Raw genomic sequence first — 24,964 nt, 5'->3', positions numbered from 1 at the left:
CATCGGTCAGGAGTTCTCGTCCGCCCGTCTCCTCAGACGCTCCCGTTGGGGCACCACCGTGTACTTCGGGTCGGCGGCCGAGGCCTTGCCCACGGCCAGGACGCCGAAGCGGGTGCAGAGGGCGCCCGCGGTGAGGGCGAGACCGGACAGCGCGCCGAGGGCACGGCCGCGCCCGGCGACCGTGGCGAGCAGGGCGCCGCCCACCGTGAGGGCTCGGGCCGTCCGCATCAGGCGGCCCGGCCTGCCCAGCCGGTAGGGTTCGCCGACCAGGCCGAGCCGGTGCTCCAGCACCGCGCCCGCGACCGTCTCGACGGCGGCGCCCAGCATCGCGGTGACGCGGGCCGGGCCCGCCTCACGGCGCGAGGTGGCCAGCATGCCCACGGCGCCCGCACCGGCCAGCGCGCTCCCCGCGAACAGGAACGGCAGCTCGCGGTGGGCCTCGTGCCAGGCGGGCACGGCGGTGTCGGCGACGAGCACGGCGGTGTACGTCGCCATCAGCGGCCCGGTCACCACGGCCGCCCAGGCGGCCGCGTCACCGACCGCGGGCAGGGCACGGGTGACCTTCACCGGGAGCACCGGGATGCGCAGGACGAACCGGGCGGAAAACCGCGTGGCGAGCCCAAGGGTGCCCCCTGGGACGGGCCGGGCCGGAACCCGCAGGGCCGGCCAGGCGGGGAACCACGGGATGGACCGGGCGGGGATCTCCCTGACGGATCGGGCGGTGACGAGCGCGGAGGCGGCCGAGACGGCCGTCAGGGCGCTGTGGGCGGCCAGAAGCCAGGAGCCGACGCTCATCGGCGAGGTGGGCTTGAACACGCGCAGCATGTTGAGGAACCGTTCCGGCCTGCCGAGCTCGGCGACGAGGAAACCGGCGCCGGCCACGGCACCGGCGGCCGCGGTGACCCTGGCGGTGAGCGCGAGCCGGTCACGCCCGGTGAGCGTCGCCACGGCGGAGATCACCGACGCGGCACCGGAGGTTCCGCCCAGGTAGAGGTAGAGCGGCATGTGGGGCTCGTGCCAGATCGGGGCCTTGATGATCGGCTGCCCGTAGTAGGAGCGGAACTCGGCCCCGGGCACCATCGTCTCCTCACCGCGCCTCACCGCGACCACCTCAGCCCGGAAAAGGACACCGCCACCACTGCGACCATGGAGAGCGCCGCCCCGGCCGCCCAGCGCCACATGGCGGGCAGATCCCTGGTCGTGACCACCGGGTCGGGTGGCAGGCCGTACACCTCGGGCTCGTCGAGCAGCAGGAAGAAGGCCCCGTCCCCGCCCACGCCGTCGCCGGGGTCCGCCCCGTACAGGCGGGCCCGCAGCCTGCCCTCGCCGCGCAGCAGCTCCACCCGTTCCTCGGCGCGGGCCCGCAACTCCTCCAGCGGCCCGAACTGGATGGAGTCGGTGGGGCACGCCTTGGCGCAGGCCGGTTCCAGCCCGCCGAGCTGGCGGTCGTGGCACATGGTGCACTTGAACGCCCTGCCGTCGCGCTCCCTGCGGTCGATCACGCCGTACGGGCAGGCGGGCACGCAGTAGCCGCAGCCGTTGCAGACGTCGGCCTGCACCACCACCGTGCCGAACTCGGTGTGGAACAGCGCCCCGGTCGGGCAGACATCCAGGCAGGCGGCGTGCGTGCAGTGCTTGCACACGTCCGACGACATCAGCCATCCCTCGATGCCCTGCCCGCCGTTCCCGCCCGGCTGCTCGATGAAGGCCACGTGGCGCCAGGTGTCGGCACCGAGGCCGCCCGTGTTGTCGTACGAGGTGGCTCGGAAGACGAACCCGTCGTCGGGCACGTCGTTCCACTCCTTGCAGGCGACCTCGCAGGCCTTGCACCCGATGCAGATGCTCGTGTCGGTGAAGAACCCCATCCGCTCAGCCATCGTGGTACTCCTCGATGAGGTCGAGCAGCGCCCTGCCCGTGGGGCGTCTGCCCGGCCGTAGGTCGCAGGTCATGGCCTTGCTCTCCTGGATGTAGACGTTCGGGTCGAGCACGAGCGGCATCAGGTCGTTCACGACGTCGCCGGTGACGAGGCCGCCGCTGCCCCAGCCCCAGTGGTAGGGCAGGCCGACCTGGTGGATCGTCGCGTCCCGCAGACGCAGCGGGCGCACGCGCGAGGTCACCAGGACACGGGCCTCGATCGCGGTGCGGGATGTCACGATCGTCGCCCAGCCCCCGTTGACGAGGCCCAGCTCGGCGGCGAGCTCCGTCGACACCTCGCAGAACAGTTCCGGCTGCAGCTCGGCGAGATAGGCCAGCGGCCTGCTCATGGCTCCGGCGGTGTGGTGCTCGGTGAGGCGGTAGGTCGTGAGGACGTACGGGAAGCGCGGTGAGCCCGGCGGGTTGTAGGGGCTCTCCGGGCGCGGGTAGGTCTGGCGCGCCGGGTTCGCCCGCTGCCCGTACAGCGTGTTGCGCACCGGCGACTCGTGCGGCTCGTAGTGGGTCGGCAGCGGCCCGTCCGCCAGTCCCGCCGGGGCGAACAGCCAGCCCTTGCCGTCGGACTGCATGATGAACGGGGCGGTCCCGGCCAGGGCGTCCTCGGCCAGGGCTCCCTCGGGCGGCACGTACCCGGGCGGCTTGTGCCTCTCGAAGTCCGGCACGTCGAGCCCGGTCCACTCCCCCTTCTCCTCGTCCCACCACACGTAGGCCTTGCGCTCACTCCACGGGCGGCCCTCGGGGTCGGCGGAGGCCCGGTTGTAGAGGATGCGCCGGTTGGCGGGCCAGGCCCAGCCCCATTCGGGCGCGACCCTGTTCTGCTCGTTCCCCGGCCTGCGACGGGCCGCCTGGTTGACCTCGTCGGCGTGGACCCCGCAGTAGATCCAGCAGCCGCACCGGGTGGAACCGTCGGACTTGAGCTCGGTGTAGGCCGACAGGGTCCGCCCGTCGGGGCCGGTGCCGTTGATCTCACGCAGCACCGCCCGCGCCGACGGCTCGGCGTGCTCACCCTCCTCCGGGTAGTCCCAGGTGAGCTCGCGTACCGGCCGGTCGATCTCGTCGTCGGTCATCCGCCACCTGATCCGCTTGCCGAGGTGGTAGTAGAACGACAGGTCGCTGCGGCAGTCGCCCGGCGGTTCGAGTGCCTTCTCCCGCCACTGCAGCAGCCGCTGGGTGTTGGTGAAGGTGCCGTCCTTCTCCACGTGGCTCGCGGCGGGCAGGAAGAACACCTCGGTGGCGATGTCCTCGGTGCGCATCTCCCCGGTCTCCAGCTCGGGGCCGTCCCTCCAGAAGGTGGCCGTCTCCACCAGCGTCAGGTCGCGCACCACCAGCCAGTCGAGGTTGGCCAGGCCCAGGCGTTGTGCCCGGCCGCCGGAGGAGCCGACCGCCGGGTTCTCCCCCACCACGAAGTAGCCCTTGACGGTGCCGTCGATCTGTCCCATCACGGTGGTGAAGTGGTCGTGGTCGCCGGTGATGCGGGGCAGGTTGTCGAAGCGGAAGTCGTTCTCCTCGGTGGCGGCGTCGCCCCACCACGCCTTGAGCAGGCTCACCATGTAGCAGCGTTTCCTGCCCCAGAAGCCGGTCTCGGCCCCGGCCTTGGCCAGATAGTCGTCGAGCCCCTCGTGCCGGTGGGCGTGGGGCATCGGCAGGTAGCCCGGCAACAGGTTGAACAGGGTGGGGATGTCGGTGGAGCCCTGGATGCCCGCGTGACCGCGCAGCGCCAGGATGCCGCCGCCGGGGCGGCCGATGTTGCCCAGCAGCAGCTGCAGGATAGAGGCCGTGCGGATGTACTGCGCGCCCACGGTGTGCTGGGTCCAGCCGACCGCGTACGCCCAGGCGGTGGTGCGTTCCCTGCCCGAGTTCGCGGTGATCGCCTCGGCCAGTTCTGCGAAGTCCTCCGGGGAGATGCCGCACAGTTGCGACACCGTCTCCGGGGTGTAGCGGGCGAAGTGCCGCCGCAGGATCTGGTAGACGCAGCGGGGGTGGCGCAGCGTCGGATCCGTGAGCGGCCTCGACGGCGCGGCGGCGCCCCCGGAGCCGTACTGCTCGGGACCCGCCGCCTCGGCGTGCCGGGGTCCGCCCTCCATCTGCTCACCGCCGGCGTCGGACGCCTCATCCTCCTCACCGCGCTCGTAGGTCCAGCTCGACGGGTCGTACGCGCGCCTTTCCCGGTCGAATCCGGAGAACAGCCCGTCCAGGTCCTCGGTGTCCTCGAAGTCCTCGGAGATGATCGCCGAGGCGTTGGTGTAGGCCACCACGTACTCGCGGAAGTCCAGCTCGTTGGAGAGCACATGGTTGATCAGCGCGCCGAGCAGCACGATGTCGCTGCCCGCGCGGATCGGCAGGTGGCGGTCGGCGATCGCGCTGGTGCGGGTGAAGCGCGGGTCGATGTGGAACACCTTCGCCCCGCGCGCCTTCGCCTCCACCACCCACTGGAATCCCACCGGATGGCATTCGGCCATGTTGGAGCCCTGGATGACGATGCAGTCGGACTCGGCCAGATCCTGCTGGAAGTCCGTGGCACCGCCACGCCCGAAGCTGGCCCCCAGACCGGGGACGGTGGAGGAGTGTCAAATACGGGCCTGGTTCTCCACCTGGATCGCGCCGAGGGCGGTGTAGAGCTTCTTCATCAGGTAGTTCTCTTCGTTGTCCAGCGTCGCCCCGCCCAGGCTCGCGATGCCCATGGTGCGCCGGACCGTCCTGCCCTCGTACTCCTGCTGCCAGGTCTCCCTGCGGGTCCGCACCACCCGGTCGGCGATCATGTCCATCGCCGTCTCCAGGTCGAGCGGCTCCCAGTCCGTGCCGTGCGGCCGCCGGTAGAGAACTCGGGTCTGCCGGCCGGGGTGGGTGACGAGCTGCTTGCTCGCGGCCCCCTTGGGGCAGAGGCGCCCGCGTGAGATGGGCGAGTCTGGGTCGCCCTCGATCTGGGTGACCCGGCCGTCCTTGACATAGACCAGCTGGCCGCAGCCGACCGCGCAGAACGGGCAGACCGAGCGCGCGACGCCGTCGGCCTCCTCGGTGCGGGGCCGCATGGCGTCGGTGCGCGCCGAACGCGCGGCGTCGCCCCTGCCGTCCTCTCCCATGAGCTGCCGGATCACCGGCCAGCGGGAGATCCACCTCCCCCATGTCATCTTCGGGGCTTACCCCGGCTGACCTGCCCTGAATCACCGTCCGGGTTCGCAGAGCGCCATCTCTCGGTCCGGCGCGGAGAGCGCCCGGTAGCCCCCCGAGTGGAAGACCAGCGGGTCGCCCTCCCCTCTCCGGAAGTGCTCGACCTCCCCGACGAAGATCAGATGGTCACCCCCGTCGTACGTGGTCACCGCGCGGCAGGCGAAGTGGGCGACGGTTCCGGCGAGGACCGGCACCCCGCCCGGGGCGAGACGGGTCTCCACCCCGGCGAACTTGTCGGGCAGCGGTGTGGCGAACCGCCGTGACAGGTGCTCCTGGCCGGCGGCCAGGACGTTGACCGCGAACCGCTCCGCCTCGGCGAAGGCCGGCGCGCTGGGGGCCCGCCGGGACAGGCACCACAGGACGAGCGGCGGGTCGAGCGAGACCGAGGTGAAGGAGTTGACGGTCACGCCCAGCCGGCCACCCCGTGGGGTGGCGGCGGTGACCACCGCCACCCCGGTGGCGAACTGCCCGAGGGCGTCGCGCAGGGATCTCATGGCTCCGCCTCACTTCCCGGCCCGCGCCAGGTACTCGGCCGCGCCGGCCGGGTCCAGGAACCAGTCCGCGTAGTCGGACGGGTCGTCGAAGCCGTTGACGAAACGGGAGGCCACCTCGGGCAACCCTCCGGCCGCTCCCAGGAGCTCCAGCACGTGCGGTGGCGGGGGCGCGAGCAGCGCGTTCGTCCAGGCGGTGGCGTGCCGGGCGTCTCGCCAGTAGCGCTCGAAGACCCGCTCCATCCAGGCCGCGTCGTACGGCCGCTCGCCGCGCTCCAGGATGTCGGACAGGTAGGAGGCCGCGCACTTGGCGGCGTTGTTGGACCCCTGCCCGGTGATCGGGTCGTTGAGCACGACCACGTCCGCCACGCCCAGGACCGGGGCGCCCGACGGGAGCGTCGCCACCGGCCTGCGCACGACCGGCGTGAAGCGGCCGGACAGGACACCGCCGGCGTCGGTGAGTTCGACGTCCGCGGCGCGCTCGGCCTCCCACGGCAGGAAGGTCTCCAGGATCCGCCTGCTCATGGCCAGATGCTCGGCGGGGGTGGCGACCTCCGCCCAGCGGTCCATCGGCCCGCCGGGGACGCCCTCGAACACCATGATCTCGCAGGGGCCGGTGACGGTGAGGGCGGGGAACACGAAGTACTCGCCGACCCCGGGGATCATGTTGAAGCACACCGCGGAGTGGTCGGGCCGCGGTGTGAGGCCGTTGACGTAGGTGAGGGCGAGGGCCCGCTGCGGGGCGTGGTACGGCGAGCGCGACGCGTCCCGCTCGAAGAGCGAGGCGATCGATCCCTTGCCCGCGGCGACCATGACCAGGTCGTACTGGGCGGCGTAGCCCTCCAGGTCCTCCACGGTGGCGTCATGGATGACGATCTTCCCGCCGAGCCGCTCCACCTCGGCCATCCAGGCGGGCATCTTCAGCCGCTGGTCGACCGAGCGGGCGGGGGCGTCGAGCCGGGCGGCCCAGCGGATCGCCGGGTCCCCGTCGGGGCCGGCCACCGCGAACTGGATCCCGTCGATCGGCGGGCAGCCGTCCGCCCACAGGTCCAGGCCGAGGTCACGCTCGTGGCCGAGGGCGGTGCCGAACATGGCCTGGCTGGACATGACCCGGCCGTCGCGGATGTCCTCGGGGGTCCGGTTGGAGACGACGGTGACGTCGTAGCCGTTCCGCAGCAGGCCGAGGGCGAGGTGGAGGCCCGCCTGACCGGCGCCGACGACGAGGATTCTGCGCATGGTGAGGTGTCCTTTCGAGGAGGTTTCGAGAGCTTCGGGGATGCCTTGAGAGGGCTTCCCCGAAGCGGGGAACGATCGAGCGGCGCCTGGTGAAAAGGTACGACGGCCGCCGCCGCCCATGCCATCCGCTCAGCGCGGGTTCCATCCGTCTGGCGCGGGATCCTCCCCCGCCCCTCCCCGATTCGTCCTCACCTCGACGTCATGGCCGTCCGACTGCCGGGCCGAGTGCCGTCAGCCGCCGCGTAGCGTCTGGGACGGCGTCCGGCCGTAGCGCGCGCGGTAGAGGGCGGCGAAACGCCCCTGGTGCGGGAAGCCCCAGTGGGCCGCCACCTTCGTCACGGTGCACCTGGCCGGATCGCCGGCCGCCAGTTCGTCGTGCACCCTGCCCAGGCGCACATCCCTGAGGTAGGTCATCGGAGTCAGGCCGAGATGGCGGCGGAAGCCCTCCTGGAGCGAGCGTCCGCTGACCGCCACGGCGCTCGCGACCTCGTCCGTCGTGAGCGGCAGGTGGGCGTGGTCGTCGATGTACCGCATCGCCCGGCGCACCACCTTGGGCAGGGCGGGAGGCCGGGGGGCGTTCAGCCGCTCCAGGTAGTTGGACGGTTGCCCGGTGAGCAGGGAGGAGAGCATGGCGTTCTCCAGGTGGGCGATCGCGAGCGGCTGCGCGGCGAGCCCGTCGCCGTACTCGGCCTCCCTGACGATCAGGTCGGCCATCGCCTTCCAGGCCCTCGCCCAGCCGGCGGTCATGTCCATGCCCAGGTCGAAGACGATCGGCCGGTCGAGCCGCTCCCCGAGCATCCGCTCCATGGCGTCCTCGACGACCGGCCGGTCGAATTTGACGATCAGCTGGGGGCAGCCGGCCGCCCAGCGCATGTCGAGGTGTTCCGACGGCGACGGCAGGGAGGCCAGACCCGGCGTCGACACGATCTCCTGGCCGCCGCACCGGATCAGGCTGCGCCCGGCCAGCGGGATCTGCACCAGGAAGAAGGATTCGAGCTCCCCGGGCTCGATGCGGACGTCCGCCCCGTAGTCCAGGTAGTTCACCCGCACGGTGCCCAGCTGGACCGAGTTGAGCCGCGCGGCCAGCCGGGAGGTGCCACCGGTGAGCTCCAGCCGGTGGGGGCAGAACACTCCGGCCACCAGCTCGCGGGCCTCGTCGAGGTCCGCGGTGTCGAAGACCGGCCGGTTACCGAGCGGGACCGGCGCTCCACCCTCGCCCATCGACCCTCCAACCCTCCGCAACTCTCTATAACCGTCTGTAACCATCTGTGCTCGTGCATCTCCGCACGTGCCGCCGCGTGCGTAGGACGACGCGAGGTCGCGCACGGCCGGTCCTCACATGATCTACGGATCGGAACCGGCCGACCATGGAGAAATACGCAAAAGCCCGAGGGAGCGTGTCCAATAGTGGACAGGTCTCGCGGGCGAGGCCGGCGGCGTCCTCACGGGCACGTGGAATCCGCGTGGGTCACCGCGGAGGGGGCCTTCGGGAGACCCTCGTCGGAGGCCGCGCGCTCCCCGGTTTTCGGGTGGCGGCACGTGGTCCGACTTTGCCGTGGCTTTCATGCGCCGGTCCTACCGTGTGCTGGTGACGTCTTTTCACCGGTACCTCGCGGAGGAGGTCGCGGTCGACCACGCGGCGGGGCTCGTCCCCCGGCACGAGGCGCTGCACCGCCTCACCCTCCTCGGGCTGGAGGCACCCGCCGCCGTCGCTCTGCTCGCGACCTGGGAAAGCGGCGGAGGGAACGCGACCGCGCCGTCCGCCACGGGATCCGACACGGCGACGGCGTCCACCGTGCCACCGGGCGGCGAACCGCCCCCGATCTCCTCGCCCCTGCCGACCGAGGAGATCATCTTCCCCGGCACCGAGAGCGGCGTCACCCTCAGGGGCGCCTGGGCGGCGCCCGCGGACCCGCGAGGCGCGGTGCTGGTGATCCACGAGAACCGCGGGCTCACCGACCACATCCGGTCGGTCGCCGGGCGCCTGGCGGCCGACGGCTACTGCGCGCTCGCCGTCGACCTGCTCTCCCGCGAGGGCGGGACCGCCTCCTTCGAGGACCCGGCTCAGGCCACCGCGGCGCTGGGTGCCCTCTCCCCCGAGCGCCTCGCCGCGGACATGAAGGCCGCCCTGGGCGAGCTGGAGCGGGGCGCCTTCGGCAAGAGGCTCGGCGTCATCGGCTTCTGCCTCGGCGGCGCCATGACCTGGCTGCTGCTCTCCTCGGACGAGCCGCGCCTGTCGGCGGCCGTCCCGTTCTACGGCCCGTTTCCCGGCGACGCCGACCTCTCGGGGGCGAGGGCCGCCGTCCTCGCGATCTACGCCGAGCGGGACGACCGGGTCAACGCCACCCGCGAGAAGGCCGGAACCGCCCTGGAGAGGGCGTGCCTGGAACACGAGATCGTCACGTTTCCCGGCGTCGGCCACGCCTTCTTCAACGACACCGGCCCGCGCTACGACGCCGGCGCCGCCGCCGAGGCCTATCGGCGTGTCCTGGACTGGTTCGGCCGCCACCTGGGCTGAGCGTCCCGTCCGGCGGCCGACGGGCCCGCGCCGCGGCGGTCGGCGAACGCCCTCTCCGGGAAGCCTCCCGCCGCACGTCCCACACGTCCCGCCCATCCGCGCGTCCCCACCCGCCTGCGCGGTACGGTGACGCGCCCGGCTCAGGTCCGGGCACGCCCGGCTCAGGTCGAGGCGCGCTCGGTGAGGATCCCCTCGGGCAGACCTGTCACGACGACCTCGCCCTCCCGGTCGACGGCCGCGCTCACCTCCGCTCCGGCGACCCGCAGACCTCCCGCGAAGACCGCACCCAGGGGGGCACCGGCGAGCGGGCGCAGCAGCATCCGCCCCTCGGGCACGTCGGGATAGAGGCCGAGTGCCGCGTGCACGACGGTCACCGCGGCGGCGGCGGACCACGCCTGCGGGCGGCAGGCCGCCGGGTAGGGAACCGGACGCCCCAATGCCGACCTGTCGTCGCCGCCGAACAGCTCGGGCAGCCGGTAGCCGAACGTCTCGCCCGCGGTGAGCAGCCCTTCGGCGAGGGTCGCCGCGTGCGTGGCGAACCCGGCGCGGGCCAGTCCGGCGACCACGATCGCCGTGTCGTGCGCCCAGATCGACCCGCAGTGGTAGGACAGCGGGCTGAAGCCGCCCGCGTCCGCCGACATCGTCCTCAGGCCGAAGCCACCGGCCATCTGCGGGGAGACGAGGAGGTCGGCGATCTCCGCCTCCTCCACCCCGGTGAGCAGGCCGGTGCCGAGCAGGTGCCCGATGTTGCTGGTGAGCGCGTCGACGGGGCGCTTGTCCCGGTCCAGGGCGAGGGCGGGGAACCTGCCCTGTGGTCCCTCCACCCAGAACCTGGCTCGAAAGCGCTCGGCCAGCGCCGCGGCGTGCTCGCGCCAGCGGGCCGCGCCGGGGCGGCCGAACGCCTCCAGCAGGTCGGCTCCCTGCCTGGCCGCCTGGTGGGCGTAGCCCTGCACCTCGACCAGGGCGATCGGCGGCTGGGCCTGGCGGCCGTCGTGGAAGCGCAGCGCGTCGCCGGAGTCCTTCCAGCCCTGGTTCGCCAGGCCCCGGCCGCTGGTGTCGATGTACTCGATGAAACCGTCCCCGTCGGGGTCGGCGTGGTGGCCGAGCCAGCCGAGGGCGGCTTCCAGCTGGGGCAGCAGCGCGGCGACCTCCGTGGCGGGGGCACCCCAGCGCCAGGCGTCGTGCAGCAGGGCGATCCACAGCGGGGTGGCGTCGATCGTGCCGTAGTAGGCGGCGGGCAGGTGCAGGTCGTTGCCCTCGACCGTGAAGTCGTGCCGGCGCAGCTCGTGCATGATCTTCCCGGGGGCCTCGCCGGAGCCCGGATCCAGCCTGGTTCCCTGCCTTCGGGCCAGCACCCGCAGGGTGCCCATCGCCAGTTCCGTGCCGAGCGGCAGCAGCATGCGGGCGGCCCAGATGCTGTCGCGGCCGAAGAGGGTGAGGAACCAGGGCACTCCGGCGCCGAGGAAGACGTCGCCGGGGGCCGCGGTCTCGGCCAGCCGCAGCGAGCGCAGGTCGTCCATGGACTGCTCGAAGAGCCTGCTCAGCCGGTGGTCGGCGGCGACGACCCGGAGAGTTTCCTCGCCCGCCCACTCGGCGGGGCGATCGGGCGCGGTCACCACGGCCTGGGGGTCGCGTACCTCGACCCGCCACGACAGGGTGACCCTGGCGCGGGGCGCCAACTCGACCGGCCAGCGCAGGAAAGCCGTGCGCGCGGACCCGGCGGACTCGGCCCGCGCGCCCGTACCGGTCGCCACGACGCGGACGCCGCCGGAGTTCCAGGAGATCTGATCGGGCGCGGTGCGCTCGGCCGCCGCCTCCGCGGTGTCGCCGCCGGACTTGACCACCTCGATGGGGGCGAAGTCGCAGCCCAGCTCCAGGCTGACGACGGCGGCGACGGGAACGGTCGCGCTGGAGACGATCTCGACGCGTTCTTCCATGCCACCCGGTGTGACCTGCCGGAACCGCTCGATCCGTACAGTGGGATCGGGGACGGGGTCGCCCAGCCATCGGGCCAGCGTGACGAACCCGGTGGCGCCAGGCCCTCTCTGGGCGTGGCCCACGGCCTCGGGCTCTCGGCCGTCGATCGTCAGGACGGCCCGCGACAGGGCGCGGGAGTCCGCGTGGAACACGCCCTGGACACCGGCCGGGCGGATCTGCCCGTCGCCGCCGCTCAGCGCGACGGTCGGCGCCAGCACGGTGCTGACGAGATCGTGCAGCAGGGGCTGGAGGCGGTAGGCGTCGGCGGAGCCGCCCACCGCGACCGCCTGTGGGCTGGGGGATGAGGCGTCGTCGAGCACGACTGACTCCCTGAGATCGTATCGAGCCGGTGACGTCTTGACAGAAGACGGCCGGGGGGTGCACATTGCGAAACACTCTCTTTACTTGAACGATCCAACCATTACGCTCCGTTTACTTGAACGATCCAATCATGCCTCATACCCCTTTGAACGTTCAAACCCCTAGAAGGGTGCAAATGGCTGCAAAAGTGACGATCACCGACGTCGCGCGCCGTGCAGGGGTGTCGCGCCAGACGGTGTCGAACGTGCTCAACAGTCCCGAACTCGTCCGCGAGGAGACCCGCGACCGGGTGCGGGAGGCGATCGAGACGCTCGGCTACCGGGCCAGCCAGGCCGCCCGGCAGATGCGAACCGGCCGATCACGGCTGATCGCGACGCGTATCGAACCCGACCGGGACGGGATCAACGGCTCGGTCCTGGACCGCTTCCTGCACGGGCTGACCGCCTCGGCGGCCCGTGCCGGATACCGGATCCTGCTGTACGCGGCGGGCGACGAGCGTGCGGAGATCGACACCTTCGACGAGCTGGTCGGAAGCCACGAGCCGGACGCCTTCGTGCTCACCAGCACCTACCACGGCGACGGCCGCCCCGCGTGGCTGCGCGAGCGGCGGCTGCCGTTCGTCACGTTCGGACGGCCCTGGGGAGACGCGGGAGACGGCGACGCCGCTTCCGGCGGGACGACCGCGGATCCGGGGTACCCCTGGGTCGACGTGGACGGCGCGGCCGGCACCGCGGCGGCCACCCGCCACCTGCTCGACGCCGGTCACCGGCGGATCGGCTTCCTCGGCTGGCCGCGAGGCTCCGGTGTGGGCGACGACCGCAGGTCCGGCTGGGCGAGGACCCTCGCCGCCGCCGGGATCGACCCGGCCGGCCTGGACCAGGCCACGGACGACGGGGTGGCCGACGGCGAGAAGGCGGCCCGTGAACTGCTGCGTGCCGAGCGGCCGATCACCGCGCTGGTCTGCGCCAGCGACTCGCTCGCCCTGGGCGCGCTGCACGCCGTCCGCTCCCTGACCGCCTCGGGACAGCTGATCGCCTCGGGACGCCTGACGGCCGAGGGGCGTCTCACGGTCGCGGGACGGGCCGGCGACGAGGAGGGCCTCCCGGTCAGCGTGATCGGTTTCGACGACACGCCGGTGGCGAGGGCGGTGGGGCTGAGCAGCGTGAGCCAGCCGCTCGCCGAGGCCGCGGCCGGCTGCGTGGGCCTGCTCACCCGGCTGTTCGACCCGCCCTCCCCCGGCGACCCCGGCACCTCCGCGGCCTCCGTGATCTCCGCGGCCTCCCACACCCCCGAGGCCGGTGCGCACCTCCTGCTCCAGCCGTCCCTCGTCCTGCGGCAGTCCTCGTGGCCGCATGACCACCCGGCCGGATGAACACCTGACTCCTTTTCGGATCACCCCCCCCCAGAAAGATTGGAAAAGCACGATGAAACAGCCGACCAAGCGACACGGCCTCCGGAGCGCGGCGCTCGCCGCGCTCGCCGCGGGCGCCCTCGCCACCACGGCCGCCTGCGGCAGTGGTTTCGACGACTCCGCCGGGCAGAGCAGCGCCCCGCAGAGCAGCGGGCCCGCCAACCTTCAGGTGCTCTTCGGCTCCTCCGGCGACGCGGAGACGAACGCGTTGCGCGAGGCCGCCCAGGCGTGGTCGGCCTCCTCGGGCAACACCGCGACGATCACCCCCGCCCAGGACCTGACCCAGCAGCTCGGTCAGGCCTTCGCCGGGAGCAACCCGCCGGACGTGTTCTACGTCGACGCCGCGCGCTTCGCCGACTACGCGAGCGTCGGAGCCCTGGAGCCGTACGCGGACAAGATCTCCGAGGCGGCCGACTTCTACCCGAGCCTGCGCGAGACGTTCACCTACGACGGCACCTTCTACTGCGTGCCCAAGGACTTCTCCACGCTGGCGCTGATCGTCAACGACGACCTGTGGAAGAAGGCCGGGCTCACCGACGCCGACGTGCCGACCACCTGGGAGCAGCTCACCTCGGTCTCCAGGAAGCTCAAGGAGAAGGTTCCGGACGTCACACCGCTCGTCATCGGCGACACCCGCGACCGGCTCGGCGCGTTCATGGTGGAGGCCGGCGGCTGGATCGTGAGCCCCGACGGCAAGAAGGCGACCGCCGACACCCCCGAGAACGTCGAGGCCCTGAACTACGTACGGGGCCTGCTGAAGGACAAGCTCGCCCAGTTCCCCAAGCAGGTGGACGCCGGCTGGGGCGGCGAGGCCTTCGGCAAGACCAAGGCCGTGATGACCATCGAGGGCAACTGGATCAAGGGCGCGATGAAGGCCGACTACCCGGACGTCAAGTACAGCGCCCACGAGTTGCCTGCCGGCCCCAAGGGCAAGGGCACCCTGTCCTTCACCACCTGCTGGGGCATCGCCGCCAAGAGCAGATACAAGGAGCAGGCGATCGCCTTCGTCGAGGCGATGACCAAGGCCGACCAGCAGATGACCTTCGCCAAGGCGTTCGGCGTGATGCCCTCGCGCCAGTCGGCCAAGGACGCCTTCACCCAGGCCTTCCCCGACGACGCGCCGTTCGTCGACGGCGCCGAGTACGCCCAGGGTCCGGTCAACGCCCCCAAGATGGACAGCGTGCTCGCCGACTTCGACACCGCGATCCAGCAGCTGCCCGCGGGCGACCCCAAGAAGATCCTGGCGAACCTGCAGAAGAACACCCAGGCCGCGCTCGGCGACTGAGTCAGATCGGTGCGCGGCCCCGGCCCGGGACAGGGCCGGGGCCGCGCACCGGGCATGAGGGAGACTTACGTGGCCGAGACAACGACCGCATCACGGCGACCCGCGCGCCGGCTTGGTGACAGGACCAGGGAGAACATCGCGGGCTGGCTCTTCGTGGCGCCGGTGGTGGTGATCCTCACCCTTTTCATGCTGCTGCCGATCCTGATGGCACTGTGGGTGAGCCTCACCGACTGGAACGGGCAGGGCAGCCCGTTCCGGGCGCAGGTGCCGTTCGTCGGCGTGGACAACTACACCGAGCTGTTCGCGCGGGACAACCTGACCCGCCTGAACTTCATGACGAGCCTTCGCAACAACTTCTACTACGTGCTGATCGTGGTGCCCGCCCAGACGATCCTCGCACTCGGCCTGGCGTTGATCGTCAACCGCCGGATGCTGAGGGGAAAGACCTTCTTCCGCACCGCCTTCTTCTTTCCCTCGGTGACCAGCTCGGTGGCGATCAGCGTCCTGTTCCTGTTCATCTTCAGCAACTCCGGAGCGGTCAACAGGCTGCTCGCGTTCGCCGGCGTGAGCGGGCCCCCGTGGTTCTCCGACGCGCGGGGCGTACTGCACCTGCTACTGGGCTCCGTCGGCCTCGTCGACCCAGAGGCACCTCCCGAGGCGCTCACCGGCGGCGGCCCGTTCGGGCTCTCGTGGTGGGACTGGCTGTCCGGTCCCAGCGTGGCCATGTGCACGATCATCATCCTGGTCGTCTGGACCACCTCGGGCACGTTCATGCTGATGTTCCTCGCCGCGCTCCAGGACATCCCGGTGACCCTGGAGGAGGCGAGCAAGCTGGACGGCGCCACCTCCCGTCAGCGCCTGCGCTACGTGACGCTGCCGATGCTCAAGCCGACCCTGTTCCTCGTTCTCACCCTCGGACTGATCGCCACCTGGCAGGTCTTCGACCAGGTGTACGTGATGAGCCAGGGCAAACCCGCGAAGACCACCCTGACCCCGGCCTTCCTGTCGTACCAGACGGCTTTCAAGGAGCTCGACTACGGCTCCGGCGCCGCCATCTCGTTCGTTCTCTTCGTGCTCATCGTGGTGCTGGCGGCGTTCCAGCGGTGGGTCATGCGCGACAGGGACGCCGGGAGCGGCGGGGTCGCGAAACGCCGCGCGCCGCACCGAAGGAGGGCATGATGTCCGCGGCCAGAACCCCTCCCGACCGCGCCGAGGATCCGGGGAGGACGGGCGTGCTCCGCTCGCTGTTCTCCACCTTCAGCGGGTACGCCGTCCTGGTCTTCTTCTCGCTGGTCTTCCTCTACCCGTTCGTCATCCAGGTCGCCAACTCGTTCAAGACCGAGCCCGACGCCGCGGCGAACCCGCTCTCGCCGATCCCCGACCCGGCGACGCTGGCCGGCTTCGAGCGGGTGTTCGTCGACACCGGCATGCCGTTGTGGCTGGGCAACTCGCTGCTGGTGACCGTCGTCATCACCGTCGGCCGGGTGTTCTTCGACTCCCTCGCCGGATACGCGCTCGCCCGGCTGCGCTTCCGGGGACGCAAGGCGCTCTTCACCTCCATCGTCGCGATCATGGCGGTCCCCGGGGTGGTGCTGTTCATCCCGAAGTTCCTGGTGCTGAACCAGCTCGGCATCTACGACAGCTACACCGCGCTGATCCTGCCGATCATCGCGGACGCGGCCGGGGTCTTCATCATGAAGCAGTTCTTCGAGTCGATCCCGGTGAGCGTGGAGGAGGCGGCGCGGATCGACGGCGCGGGCCGTTTCCGCACCTTCTGGTCGGTGGTGCTGCCGATGGGGCGGCCCGCCGTGATCACCCTGACGATCATCTCCTTCCAGAGCAGCTGGAACGAGTTCCCGCACACCCTGGTGGCCGTCCAGGATCCCAGCCTGTTCACCCTGCCGCGGGGCCTCGCCGACCTGGTCAGCGGCTCTCTTGGAAAAGGCAGCCAGTATCCGCTCAAACTCGGCGCGGCGGTGCTCGCCACCATCCCGGTCGCGATCATCTTCGTGATCTTCCAGCGCTACTTCATCCGGGGCGCCAACGAGGGCGCGGACAAGGGGTGAGGCGGCGGGACGGGGAGTCTGCCGGGCGCTCAGGCCCGGCAGACTTCGTCGGGTGACACGGGGCGAGGCATAGCACGCTCGTACCGGGTATGTCTGGATGATGCTCATCTTCGGTCTGCGTACGGTGGCCCATCGGCTCGGGGTGGTAACCCTGACCTGTCGCAACTGCGGCAACACGGCGGCGCAGGTGCTGTCGCGTCGGGTCACCAAGTTCAGCCTGTTCTTCGTCCCGCTGTTTCCGGTACGGACGAGATACGGGATGCAGTGCACCTTCTGCGCGGCCTCGTACGCCATCACCAAGGACGAGGCGAACCGGCTGGCAATCCACTGACCCCCTTCTTCACCTGCACATATATCGACCTATCAGATGAAAGAAGGGATTTGTCTGAAACAAACAAAGAAGTGTTAATTATTTACACTTGTCGCGTTTCTGCTTTACGGTGCCGAATCAGCCGGTGTCCGAAGGGGACCCGGACCCCCGATTCCTGAGGAGACTCCGTGCAGAACGCCCGGCCGCGCCCGCACCGCCGGTCAGCCGCGATCCTGTCCGCCGTTCTCGCCCTCCTGCTCCTCGCGCCCGCCCAGACGGCGAGCGCCCGGTCCGCGGGCCCCCTGGCGGACGCCTTCGCCCGAGCCTCCGCCGGCTACGACGTGCCACGCGACCTGCTCGTCGCCCTCGCGTACGCGGAGACGCACCTCGACGGGCACGGCGGCGAGCCGAGCGCGAGCGGCGGGTACGGGGTGATGCACCTTCTCAGCACCCCCGCCGTACGCGTCCTGGAACGCGCGGCCGAGCTGACCGGCACACCGGCGGCGACCCTGAAGAGGGACGACGCGGCCAACATCCTCGGCGGCGCCGCGGTGCTGCGCTCCTACGCCGACGCGCTCGGCCTCGACGCAGGCGCCAGGAAGGACGCCGGACTGTGGTACCCGGCCGTGGCCAGGTACGGCAACGCCTCCGGTTCGGAGACGGCCAGGCTGTACGCCGACACCGTCTACGACCTCCTCGGCAAGGGCCTTGTGGCCACCGTCGCGGGCGGCGAGGTCGTCACGGTCGCGGCCGTGGAACTGCAGGTGGATCGCGGCGCCTACGAGGGCGTGCGGGAACTCGCCGCCAAGGCCCCGAGCCCCGACTACCCCGCCGCGAGCTGGGTGGCCGCCCACGCCGGCAACCGGGCCGTCGCGAACAGGCCGAAAAGCTCAAAGATCGATCGAGTCGTCATCCACGTCACCCAGGGGGCGTACGCGGGCACGATCTCCTGGTTCCAGAACCCCGCCGCGAAGGTCTCCGCGCACTACGTCGTCCGTTCCTCCGACGGTGACATCACCCAGATGGTCCGCGACAAGGACGTCGCCTGGCACGCGGGGAACAGCTCGTACAACGCCAGGTCGATCGGGATCGAGCACGAGGGGTTCATCAACAACGCCTCCTGGTTCACCGACGCGATGTACCGCGCCTCGGCGGCCCTGACCCGCGCCCTCTGCGACAAGTACGGCATTCCCAAGGACCGCTCGCACATCATCGGGCACAAGCAGGTTCCCGGCGCCACGCACACCGACCCCGGCTCCCACTGGGACTGGGCCAAGTACATGCGCTACGTCACCGGGGACACCGCGCCCTGGTCGGCGACCGTCGACAACTCCACCGCCGGCGCGTTCACCGCGAGCGCGAACTGGACCACCTCCACCCAGGCGGCCGGGCGCCACGGCCCCGACCACCGCCAGACCACGCCGGTGACCTCCAGTGACGTCGCCTGGTACCGGTTCACCGTCCCCGCCGCGGCCACCTACCAGGTCGAGGTCTGGTATCCGGCCGCCCCCGGCCACAACGTATCCGCCCCGTACATCGTCGCCACCTCCTCCGGCAGCAAGACGGTCTACGTCGACCAGCGCGCCGGGGGCGGCGCCTGGCGGAGCATCGGGACGTTCGCCCTGAAGGCCGGGACGTACAACACCGTCGGGGTGAGCCGCTGGACCTCCGGCACGGGACTGATCGTCGCCGACGCCGTACGCCTCACCCGGCTCTGAACTCCCCCGGGGCTCCCCTTGCTAACCCGCGGCGCGTTCCGTGAGCGGTCGCCGCCGCCGCGCGGTGTCGGTCAGCGAGGGCGGGCGCCAGGCTCCGTCGGGCTGGTACAGGTTCGTTCCCGGCGGCACGATCTCGTCGATCCGGTCGAGGGTCGCGTCGTCGAGGGTGAGCGAGGCGCCCTTCAGCAGCCCCTCCAGCTGGTCCATGGTCCGCGGCCCGGTGATCACCGAGGTGACGGCGGGATGCGCCGCGGCGAAGGCCACGGCGAGCTCGGGGAGCGAGCAGCCGATGTCCGTCGCGAGCTCGACGAGCTTCTCGACGACGTCGAGCTTGGCGGCGTTCTCGGGGATCGAGGGGTCGAAACGGGCGGGCGTGAGCGAGGCGCGGCCGGTGGAGAGGTCGACGGGCTGCCCCTTCCGGTACTTGCCGGTGAGGAACCCCGAGGCGAGCGGACTCCAGGTCAGCACCCCCATCCCGTAACGCAGGCAGACCGGCAGGACGGCGGCCTCGACTCCCCGGGCGATCAGCGAGTAGGGCGGCTGCTCGGTCCTGAAGCGCTGCAGCCCGCGGCGCTCGGCGACGTTGTGCGCCTCGACGATCTCCTCGGCCGGGAAGGTCGAGCAGCCGAAGGCGCGGATCTTCCCCTGGTGCACGAGGTCGCTCAGCGCGGAGAGCGTCTCCTCGATGTCGGTCGAGTGGTCGGGGCGGTGGACCTGGTAGAGGTCGATCCAGTCGGTTCCCAGCCGCCGGAGGCTCTCCTCGACCTCCTTGATGATCCAGCGCCGCGAGTTGCCGCTCCGGTTGGGGCCCTTCCCCATCCGGAAGTGCACCTTGGTGGCGAGCACGACGTCGTCACGGCGCCCCTTGAGCGCCTTTCCCACGATCTCCTCGGACTCTCCGGCGGAGTACATGTCCGCGGTGTCGACGAAGTTGACGCCCTGGTCGAGGGCGGCGTGGATGATGCGGACACAGTCGTCGTGGTCGGGGTTGCCGACGGCGCCGAACATCATGGCTCCGAGGCAGTGGACGCTCACCTCGATACCGGTGCCGCCGAGGACGCGATAACGCATGGGTCGTGCTCCCTTGATGGTCGTTCCGGACGTGGTGTCGCGACGCCCCGCATCGTAGGATTTAGAGTCGACTCTAGGTCAAGTCCGTATTCTGGCCGGCATGGGCACAACGGGTCTGAGCATCGGGCAGGTCGCCGAGCGCACGGGGTTGAGCGTTCACGCGCTGCGTTTCTACGAGCGCGAGGGCATCCTGGCCAATCCCGTCCGGCGTGACCCCGGCGGGCGCCGTGTCTACGGCGAGGACGACGTGGAGTGGCTCATCCTCTGCGTCATTCTCCGCGCCTCCGGCATGCCCCTGCCCGCGATCCGCCAGTACACGGAGATGGTGAGGCGGGGAGACGGAAACGAGGAGGAGCGGCTCGCCCTCCTGCGCCTGCACCGGGAGCGGGTGACCGCCCAGATCGACCAGCTCTCCCGCTGCCTGGACCTGATCAACCACAAGGTCGGGGTGTACGAGGACATCATCGACCGGGGCGGCGCCGGCCACGAGTGCGTCGCGCCGCCGTCATCGGAGAACAAGCCGGGGCGCGCGGAACGGTCCTGAGGGAGAGCGGTTCCGGTCAGTCCGTACGCCGCACGCGGATGCCGTGGGCGTCGGCCCGCTGGACACCGCCCGCGTCCACGTTGGAGATCCGGATCAGGCCCTCGACCGTGCCCTTCTTACCGTTGCCGGTCAGTTTGAGGATGAGCATCCCCGGGTCGCTCCCGTGGGAGGAGTGCGGGTCCCCGGAGAGCGGGTTCGGCCCCCGCGTTGAGGCGAAGGCCCACTTGTGGTCCGGGGAGACGGCGAAGAGGTCGACCGTCGGATCCGCGCTGAACGGCGAGACGAGGTCGACGGTGCCGACGTGGGCGCCGCTCGCCCCGTCGAAGACCTCCGCGACGTTGGCGTCACGGTCACCGGCCCACACGTGACGCTCCCCGGCGGAGGCGAGGACGCCGTGGGCGTCGCGCTCGGGCGAGTCGTCGTCGAAGAGCGCCTGGACCGCCGGGGTGTTGGGCGGGTTGGCGGGCGAGTAGCCGCCCATCGGCAGCCTAAAGACGCTGAACTGGTCGAGGTTGGCGGGCGTGCCCCCGCCCCCGTTGCCGAAGACGGTGTCCTTCGCCTCGATGAACCCGCATCCGTTCGCCGGGATCCTGGTCGCGTCGTACTCCCCCACGATCGACATCGGCGTCGTGTGCCAGTCGACCACGAGCATCCCGCCGCCCCGCAGGCTGACGAAGACCGGGCCGTTGTCCGAGGCGATGAACGGGCAGATCGGCGCGTTGTCCGGCCGGAGCACGGGCGACTGGCACGGCACGCCGTTCGGGGTGGTGCAACCGGCCAGGTCGATCGTCGCGGCAGGTTGCTGGACGAAGGTGTTCGAGGCGTAGTCGGTGCTGACGCGCTCCAGCTTCTTGCCGTTCTGGTTGGAGACGATCAGGTATCTGTCGTCCTCGGTGGGCCAGAGGGCGTGAGCCTGTCGTGCCCCTCCCGCTCCGACCTCGGTGAGCAGGCAGGTGAGCGGCTGCCGGGTGCGGGCGTCGAAGACGACCACGTGGCCGCTGGCGACGAAGGCGAGCGCGGCGTGGGTGTCGGCCTTGTTGAAAACGATCATGTGCGGGCGTACGGGCACGCTGCCGGTCCTCGCCAGGCAGAGGGACGAGGTCGCGCCGCCCAGGTCTATGACGTGGACGGGCCGCGCCGACGACAACTGCTTGGTGACGTCACGCCCGGAGTACACACTGACGGTGCCACCGTGGACGAGCCCGTTGGTATTGGACTGGTCGACGAGCCACACCTCGTACGACTTCTCGGCCGCCTCCTGGAACGGCGCTCCCGCGCCCAGGACCAACAGCGCCAGCACCGCGACGATCGCGGCCCGCCACTTCCCCATACGCCCTCCAGAACCACTCGGGCCGGAGCATTTCCCCGTATCCCTGCGGAGCCGACTGTTTTCCGCCTTTGGCCCCACATTCTTATAAGTCTAGAAATCGTATGATTTTCAAAGAAAGCAGGTCAAGACTCCCCCACTCCACGGGATGACGGACTTTCAATAAGCGACTAAACCTCCACAAGAGAAAAAAGAAGATATAACACCATTTCGATATATAAAGCCGTGGGCGGCCTCGGCGATGATAACCGCCGCCGGTGCGACACGGTGCGATGGAGACGGCGGCCGATGACCCGGTGCGCCGCGGTTCGGGGCGGCGTGCCGGAGATCGTGGACTCCCCGTGCCCGAACGCTCCGAAAGCCCCCGAGCGCCGTGGTCGCTATATTGGGTGCAATGAACGCGCTGGTCCGACGCCCTCTGGGCCAGACCTCCCTGTCCGTGACGCCGCTCGGCCTGGGCCTGGCGGCCCTCGGTCGTCCCGCCTACATCACGCTCGGCCGCGCCGAGGACCTCGGCGAAGGGCGGGACGTCGCCACGATGCGGTCACGCACCTGGGCCGTACTCGACGCCGCGTGGGCGGCGGGCGTGCGCTACCTCGACACGGCGCGCTCGTACGGGCGGGCCGAGGAGTTCCTCGCCGGGTGGCTGCGCGAGCGCGGGATCGCCCCGGGAGACGTCGTGGTCGGCTCGAAGTGGGGATACGCCTACGTCGGCGACTGGCGGCTGAACGCCGAGCGGCACGAGGTGAAGGAGCTCACCGCCGACCGGCTCCGCGTCCAGCTGGACCAGACGCGCGCGCTGCTCGGTGAGCACCTGTCGCTCTACCAGATCCACTCGGCCACGATCGAGAGCGGGGTGCTCGACGACGAGGACGTGCTCGACGGTTTGCGCGCGCTGCGGGCGGAAGGGGTCGCGGTCGGGCTGTCGACGAGCGGGCCGCGCCAGGCGGACACGATCGAACGGGCGATCGGGGCCGGGCTGTTCGACGCGGTGCAGTCGACGTGGAACCTGCTGGAACGCTCGGCCGGTGAGGCGCTCGGGCGGGCGCACGAGGCGGGAATGGGGGTGATCGTCAAGGAGGGCGTGGCGAACGGCCGGCTGACCGCTCGCGCGGCACCCGCCGCGCTCGCGACCGTCGCGCGTGAGCGGAACACCACGCCGGACGCGCTCGCGCTGGCGGCCGTACTCGCCAGGCCGTGGGCGGGCGTGGTGCTGAGCGGCGCGGTCTCGGCCGGGCAGTTGCGCGACAACCTCGGCGCGGCCGAGATCGAGTGGGACGCGGAGCTGGACGAGCGGCTCGCCGGCTTGGAGGAAGACCCCGACGGCTACTGGGCACGGCGCGGCGCACTGCCCTGGAGCTGACGGCGACGGAGCGCGGATGGGGCCCTATCGGGTCCTGAGCTGGTTGAGGGTGTAGCCGGTGGCCCGCTTGAACAGGTATTCGGCCCGTTCGTAGGAGAGCCTGCGGCGACCGGTCTCCGGGCACAGGTCGGCGGGTGCGGGAGGCCGGCCGGGGCCGGGTCTGCGGTCGGACAGGAACAGCGGGCCCCGGCGCCGGCCCGCGACGAGGGCGGGGATGAGTTCGGCGGTGCCGGAACGCCAGTGGATCCAGCCGGACCCGGTGGCCACCTTGCCGCGCATCCCCGCCAGGTCGAGGTCCTCGACGTTGAGCGAGAGCGCCGGGCCCGCCCCGGCCCCGCTCTCGTACAGCAGCGACCACAGGGCGCGTTCGCGCGGGGCGATGTCCGGGCGCTCCCAGAGCGCCTCGACGTGCGGCCTGTCGATGGGACGGGTGCGCCCCCTGGGCTCGGGCCTGCGCCCGAGCGCGGCGGCCAGGTCGCGGGGCACACCGCCGGTCAGGTCGCCGGACTGCCCGCTGTCCGCCTGACCGGCCGGCCTGCGATCCGGCCTGTCGAGCGGGCCCCGCTCCGGGTCGTCCCCCGGGCCACCGACCGGTGTGCCCCGGGCGGTGATCCAGGTACTGAAGGAGCGGACGGCCCCGCGGTGGCGGTTCCATGTGGCGGGGGCCGCGTTGCCCCACGCGTCGGTGAAGACCTCCGCGACCCGCGCGGAGCTCACGTCCGACAGCGGGATGTCGTCTCCGAGATCTCGGCGCAGCCGGTTCATGGTCTGACGGTAGGAGCGGACGGTCGCGGCGTCCAGGTCGCCACGGGCGAGGAAGGCGATGGCGGCCTCGGCCAGGGTGAGGCCCGCTTTCTGCCCGGCCCTTCCCGATGCCCCGGCCGGGGTGCCGGCCGCCCCCTGCGAGCCCACCGTTCCGGGTGTTCTCCGTGCGACGAGGGCGGCGCAGGCCGCGGCGCGTCGCGTGAGGATCGTGCGTTCCGGCACGTTGAGGGTGAGGGCCGCGGCGCGTTCGAACTCCCGCCGCGCCTCCTCGTGGCGGCCGAGCCTGGCCAGCAGGTCGCCGCGCACGCTGGGCAGGCGGTGGTAGCCCTTGAGCGCGGGTGCTCCGACGAGCGTGTCGGCGAGCGCCAGACCCGCTTCGGGACCGTGGGCCATCGCCAGCGCGACCGCGCGGTTGAGCTGCACGACCGGAGTGGGCAGCACCCGGACGAGCGCCGCGTACAGGGCGGCGATCTGCTGCCAGTCGGTCTCCTCGGCCGTACGGGCCTGCGCGTGACATACGGCGATGGCGGCCTGCAGCACGTACGGGCCGAGAGGTGCCTCACACCGCCTGGCGCGCAGCAGGGCCGCGATTCCCCGGTCGATGAGGAGCCGGTCCCAGCGTCCGCGATTCTGCTCGTGCAGCGCGACGGGCTCTCCCGACGGCCCTGTCCTGGCCGCCGATCGCGATGCCTGGAGCTCCATCAGCGCGACCAGGCCGTGCGCCTCCGCCTCGCCCGGCGCGAGTGCGGCCAGCAGGCGGCCGAGGCGCAGCGCCTCCTGGCAGAGGTCCTGGCGCATCCAGTCGTCACCGGCGCTCGCCGCGTACCCCTCGTTGAACACCAGGTAGACGACCTCGAGGACCGACGACAGGCGCGCCGCCCGGTCCGGACCCTCCGGGACCTCGAACGGGATCCGGAGGGCGGCGAGGGTGCGCTTGGCCCGGACGACGCGCTGCGCGACGGTCGATTCCGAGACGAGGAAGGCACGCGCGATCTCGTCGGTGCGCAGGCCCCCGAGCAGTCGCAGCGTCAGAGCCACCCGGGACTCGGCGGGCAGTGCCGGGTGGCAGGAGACGAACATCAGGCGCAGGACGTCGTCACGCACCTCGTCGTCGAGGGCCGCGTCGACGTCGGCCCCGGCGGTGTCCTGCCGGGTGGCGAGGTCGTGGGCGAGCTCCTCGTGCCTGAGGTCGAGCCGCTTCTCCCGGCGCAGGTGGTCGATGGCGCGGCGCTTGGCGACGGCCATGAGCCAGGCGCCCGGATTGTCCGGGACGCCGGCCCCCGGCCACTGTTCGAGGGCGGCCAGGAGCGCGTCCTGCGCGAGCTCCTCGGCCATCCCCACGTCGCCCACCATCCGGACGAGCCCGGCGACGATCCTCGCCGACTCCATTTTCCAGACCGCGTCGACCGCGCGGTGGGCGTCCCCGGACATCACGCGCTCGATCAGAGCATTCGCCCGGC

General features: G+C 71.4%; 19 protein-coding genes. 9 read left to right on the top strand and 10 right to left on the bottom strand.

Annotation, left to right across the window (positions count from 1 at the left end; all coding sequences use genetic code 11):
• Positions 1 to 6: 6 nt before the first annotated feature.
• The 6 genes from nrfD to ACFY3D_RS24655 all read right to left on the bottom strand — a co-directional run bounded on the left by nrfD (position 7) and on the right by ACFY3D_RS24655 (position 8,049).
• Complete coding sequence (gene nrfD / locus ACFY3D_RS24680; protein ID WP_389983070.1) at positions 7 to 1,101, bottom strand: NrfD/PsrC family molybdoenzyme membrane anchor subunit; 1,095 nt, start codon at positions 1,099 to 1,101, stop codon at positions 7 to 9.
• Positions 1,098 to 1,877: a 4Fe-4S dicluster domain-containing protein gene (locus ACFY3D_RS24675; RefSeq protein WP_389983067.1), complete on the bottom strand. Its 780-nt coding sequence runs from the start codon at positions 1,875 to 1,877 to the stop codon at positions 1,098 to 1,100. The genes nrfD and ACFY3D_RS24675 overlap by 4 nt, the downstream gene beginning before the upstream one ends.
• Positions 1,870 to 5,061: a formate dehydrogenase gene (fdh, locus tag ACFY3D_RS24670; RefSeq protein ID WP_389983064.1), complete on the bottom strand. Its 3,192-nt coding sequence runs from the start codon at positions 5,059 to 5,061 to the stop codon at positions 1,870 to 1,872. Before fdh ends, ACFY3D_RS24675 begins: the two co-directional genes overlap by 8 nt.
• A gap of 33 nt (positions 5,062 to 5,094) precedes the next feature.
• On the bottom strand, positions 5,095 to 5,595 hold the full coding sequence (locus ACFY3D_RS24665; protein WP_389983061.1) for a flavin reductase family protein: 501 nt from the start codon (positions 5,593 to 5,595) through the stop codon (positions 5,095 to 5,097).
• Positions 5,596 to 5,604: 9 nt separating this feature from the next.
• Complete coding sequence (locus ACFY3D_RS24660; protein WP_389983057.1) at positions 5,605 to 6,828, bottom strand: styrene monooxygenase/indole monooxygenase family protein; 1,224 nt, start codon at positions 6,826 to 6,828, stop codon at positions 5,605 to 5,607.
• Positions 6,829 to 7,059: 231 nt separating this feature from the next.
• Positions 7,060 to 8,049 carry an AraC family transcriptional regulator gene (locus ACFY3D_RS24655; protein WP_389983054.1) on the bottom strand — a complete coding sequence of 330 codons (990 nt, stop codon included), beginning with the start codon at positions 8,047 to 8,049 and terminating at the stop codon, positions 7,060 to 7,062.
• 367 nt (positions 8,050 to 8,416) lie between these two features.
• Between ACFY3D_RS24655 and ACFY3D_RS24650 the strand changes: the two genes are divergently transcribed.
• Positions 8,417 to 9,346 carry a dienelactone hydrolase family protein gene (locus ACFY3D_RS24650; RefSeq protein WP_389983051.1) on the top strand — a complete coding sequence of 310 codons (930 nt, stop codon included), beginning with the start codon at positions 8,417 to 8,419 and terminating at the stop codon, positions 9,344 to 9,346.
• A gap of 161 nt (positions 9,347 to 9,507) precedes the next feature.
• Here ACFY3D_RS24650 and ACFY3D_RS24645 read toward each other — a convergent pair whose 3' ends face one another.
• Positions 9,508 to 11,643, bottom strand: coding sequence for a glycogen debranching N-terminal domain-containing protein (locus ACFY3D_RS24645; protein ID WP_389983048.1), 2,136 nt, complete (start codon positions 11,641 to 11,643; stop codon positions 9,508 to 9,510).
• Positions 11,644 to 11,819: 176 nt separating this feature from the next.
• Between ACFY3D_RS24645 and ACFY3D_RS24640 the strand changes: the two genes are divergently transcribed.
• From ACFY3D_RS24640 to ACFY3D_RS24615, 6 genes are all read left to right on the top strand, one after another.
• Positions 11,820 to 13,016, top strand: a complete 1,197-nt coding sequence (locus ACFY3D_RS24640; RefSeq protein ID WP_389983045.1) for a LacI family DNA-binding transcriptional regulator — start codon at positions 11,820 to 11,822, stop codon at positions 13,014 to 13,016.
• 52 nt (positions 13,017 to 13,068) lie between these two features.
• Complete coding sequence (locus ACFY3D_RS24635) at positions 13,069 to 14,340, top strand: extracellular solute-binding protein (protein WP_389983042.1); 1,272 nt, start codon at positions 13,069 to 13,071, stop codon at positions 14,338 to 14,340.
• Between the two features lie 69 nt (positions 14,341 to 14,409).
• Positions 14,410 to 15,519 carry a carbohydrate ABC transporter permease gene (locus ACFY3D_RS24630; RefSeq protein WP_389777968.1) on the top strand — a complete coding sequence of 370 codons (1,110 nt, stop codon included), beginning with the start codon at positions 14,410 to 14,412 and terminating at the stop codon, positions 15,517 to 15,519.
• Entirely contained in the window at positions 15,519 to 16,406 is an 888-nt protein-coding gene (locus tag ACFY3D_RS24625; protein WP_389983039.1) for a carbohydrate ABC transporter permease, read from the top strand. The genes ACFY3D_RS24630 and ACFY3D_RS24625 overlap by 1 nt, the downstream gene beginning before the upstream one ends.
• A gap of 97 nt (positions 16,407 to 16,503) precedes the next feature.
• Positions 16,504 to 16,737 (top strand): zinc-ribbon domain-containing protein, encoded by a 234-nt coding sequence (locus tag ACFY3D_RS24620; protein ID WP_389983036.1) that lies wholly within the window; start codon positions 16,504 to 16,506, stop codon positions 16,735 to 16,737.
• A 167-nt stretch (positions 16,738 to 16,904) separates the two neighbouring features.
• Positions 16,905 to 18,434 (top strand): N-acetylmuramoyl-L-alanine amidase, encoded by a 1,530-nt coding sequence (locus ACFY3D_RS24615; RefSeq protein WP_389983033.1) that lies wholly within the window; start codon positions 16,905 to 16,907, stop codon positions 18,432 to 18,434.
• A 21-nt stretch (positions 18,435 to 18,455) separates the two neighbouring features.
• Here the strand turns inward: ACFY3D_RS24615 and ACFY3D_RS24610 are convergent, their stop codons facing one another.
• Positions 18,456 to 19,505, bottom strand: coding sequence for an aldo/keto reductase (locus ACFY3D_RS24610; protein WP_350949064.1), 1,050 nt, complete (start codon positions 19,503 to 19,505; stop codon positions 18,456 to 18,458).
• Between the two features lie 100 nt (positions 19,506 to 19,605).
• Between ACFY3D_RS24610 and ACFY3D_RS24605 the strand changes: the two genes are divergently transcribed.
• Entirely contained in the window at positions 19,606 to 20,049 is a 444-nt protein-coding gene (locus ACFY3D_RS24605; protein WP_389983030.1) for a MerR family transcriptional regulator, read from the top strand.
• Positions 20,050 to 20,065: 16 nt separating this feature from the next.
• Here the strand turns inward: ACFY3D_RS24605 and ACFY3D_RS24600 are convergent, their stop codons facing one another.
• Positions 20,066 to 21,379, bottom strand: coding sequence for a hypothetical protein (locus tag ACFY3D_RS24600; protein WP_389983027.1), 1,314 nt, complete (start codon positions 21,377 to 21,379; stop codon positions 20,066 to 20,068).
• A 391-nt stretch (positions 21,380 to 21,770) separates the two neighbouring features.
• On the opposite strand from ACFY3D_RS24600, the gene ACFY3D_RS24595 reads away from it, so the two are divergent.
• Complete coding sequence (locus ACFY3D_RS24595; protein WP_389983025.1) at positions 21,771 to 22,739, top strand: aldo/keto reductase; 969 nt, start codon at positions 21,771 to 21,773, stop codon at positions 22,737 to 22,739.
• 24 nt (positions 22,740 to 22,763) lie between these two features.
• Here the strand turns inward: ACFY3D_RS24595 and ACFY3D_RS24590 are convergent, their stop codons facing one another.
• Positions 22,764 to 24,935, bottom strand: coding sequence for a sigma-70 family RNA polymerase sigma factor (locus tag ACFY3D_RS24590; RefSeq protein WP_389983137.1), 2,172 nt, complete (start codon positions 24,933 to 24,935; stop codon positions 22,764 to 22,766).
• Between the last annotated feature and the right edge of the window lie 29 nt (positions 24,936 to 24,964).

The sequence above is a fragment of the Streptosporangium sp. NPDC000509 genome (genome assembly GCF_042898365.1).
GTDB lineage: Bacteria > Actinomycetota > Actinomycetes > Streptosporangiales > Streptosporangiaceae > Streptosporangium.
Note: the sequence above shows the minus strand (reverse complement) of the source record. Positions and strands in the feature narration are given on the sequence as shown.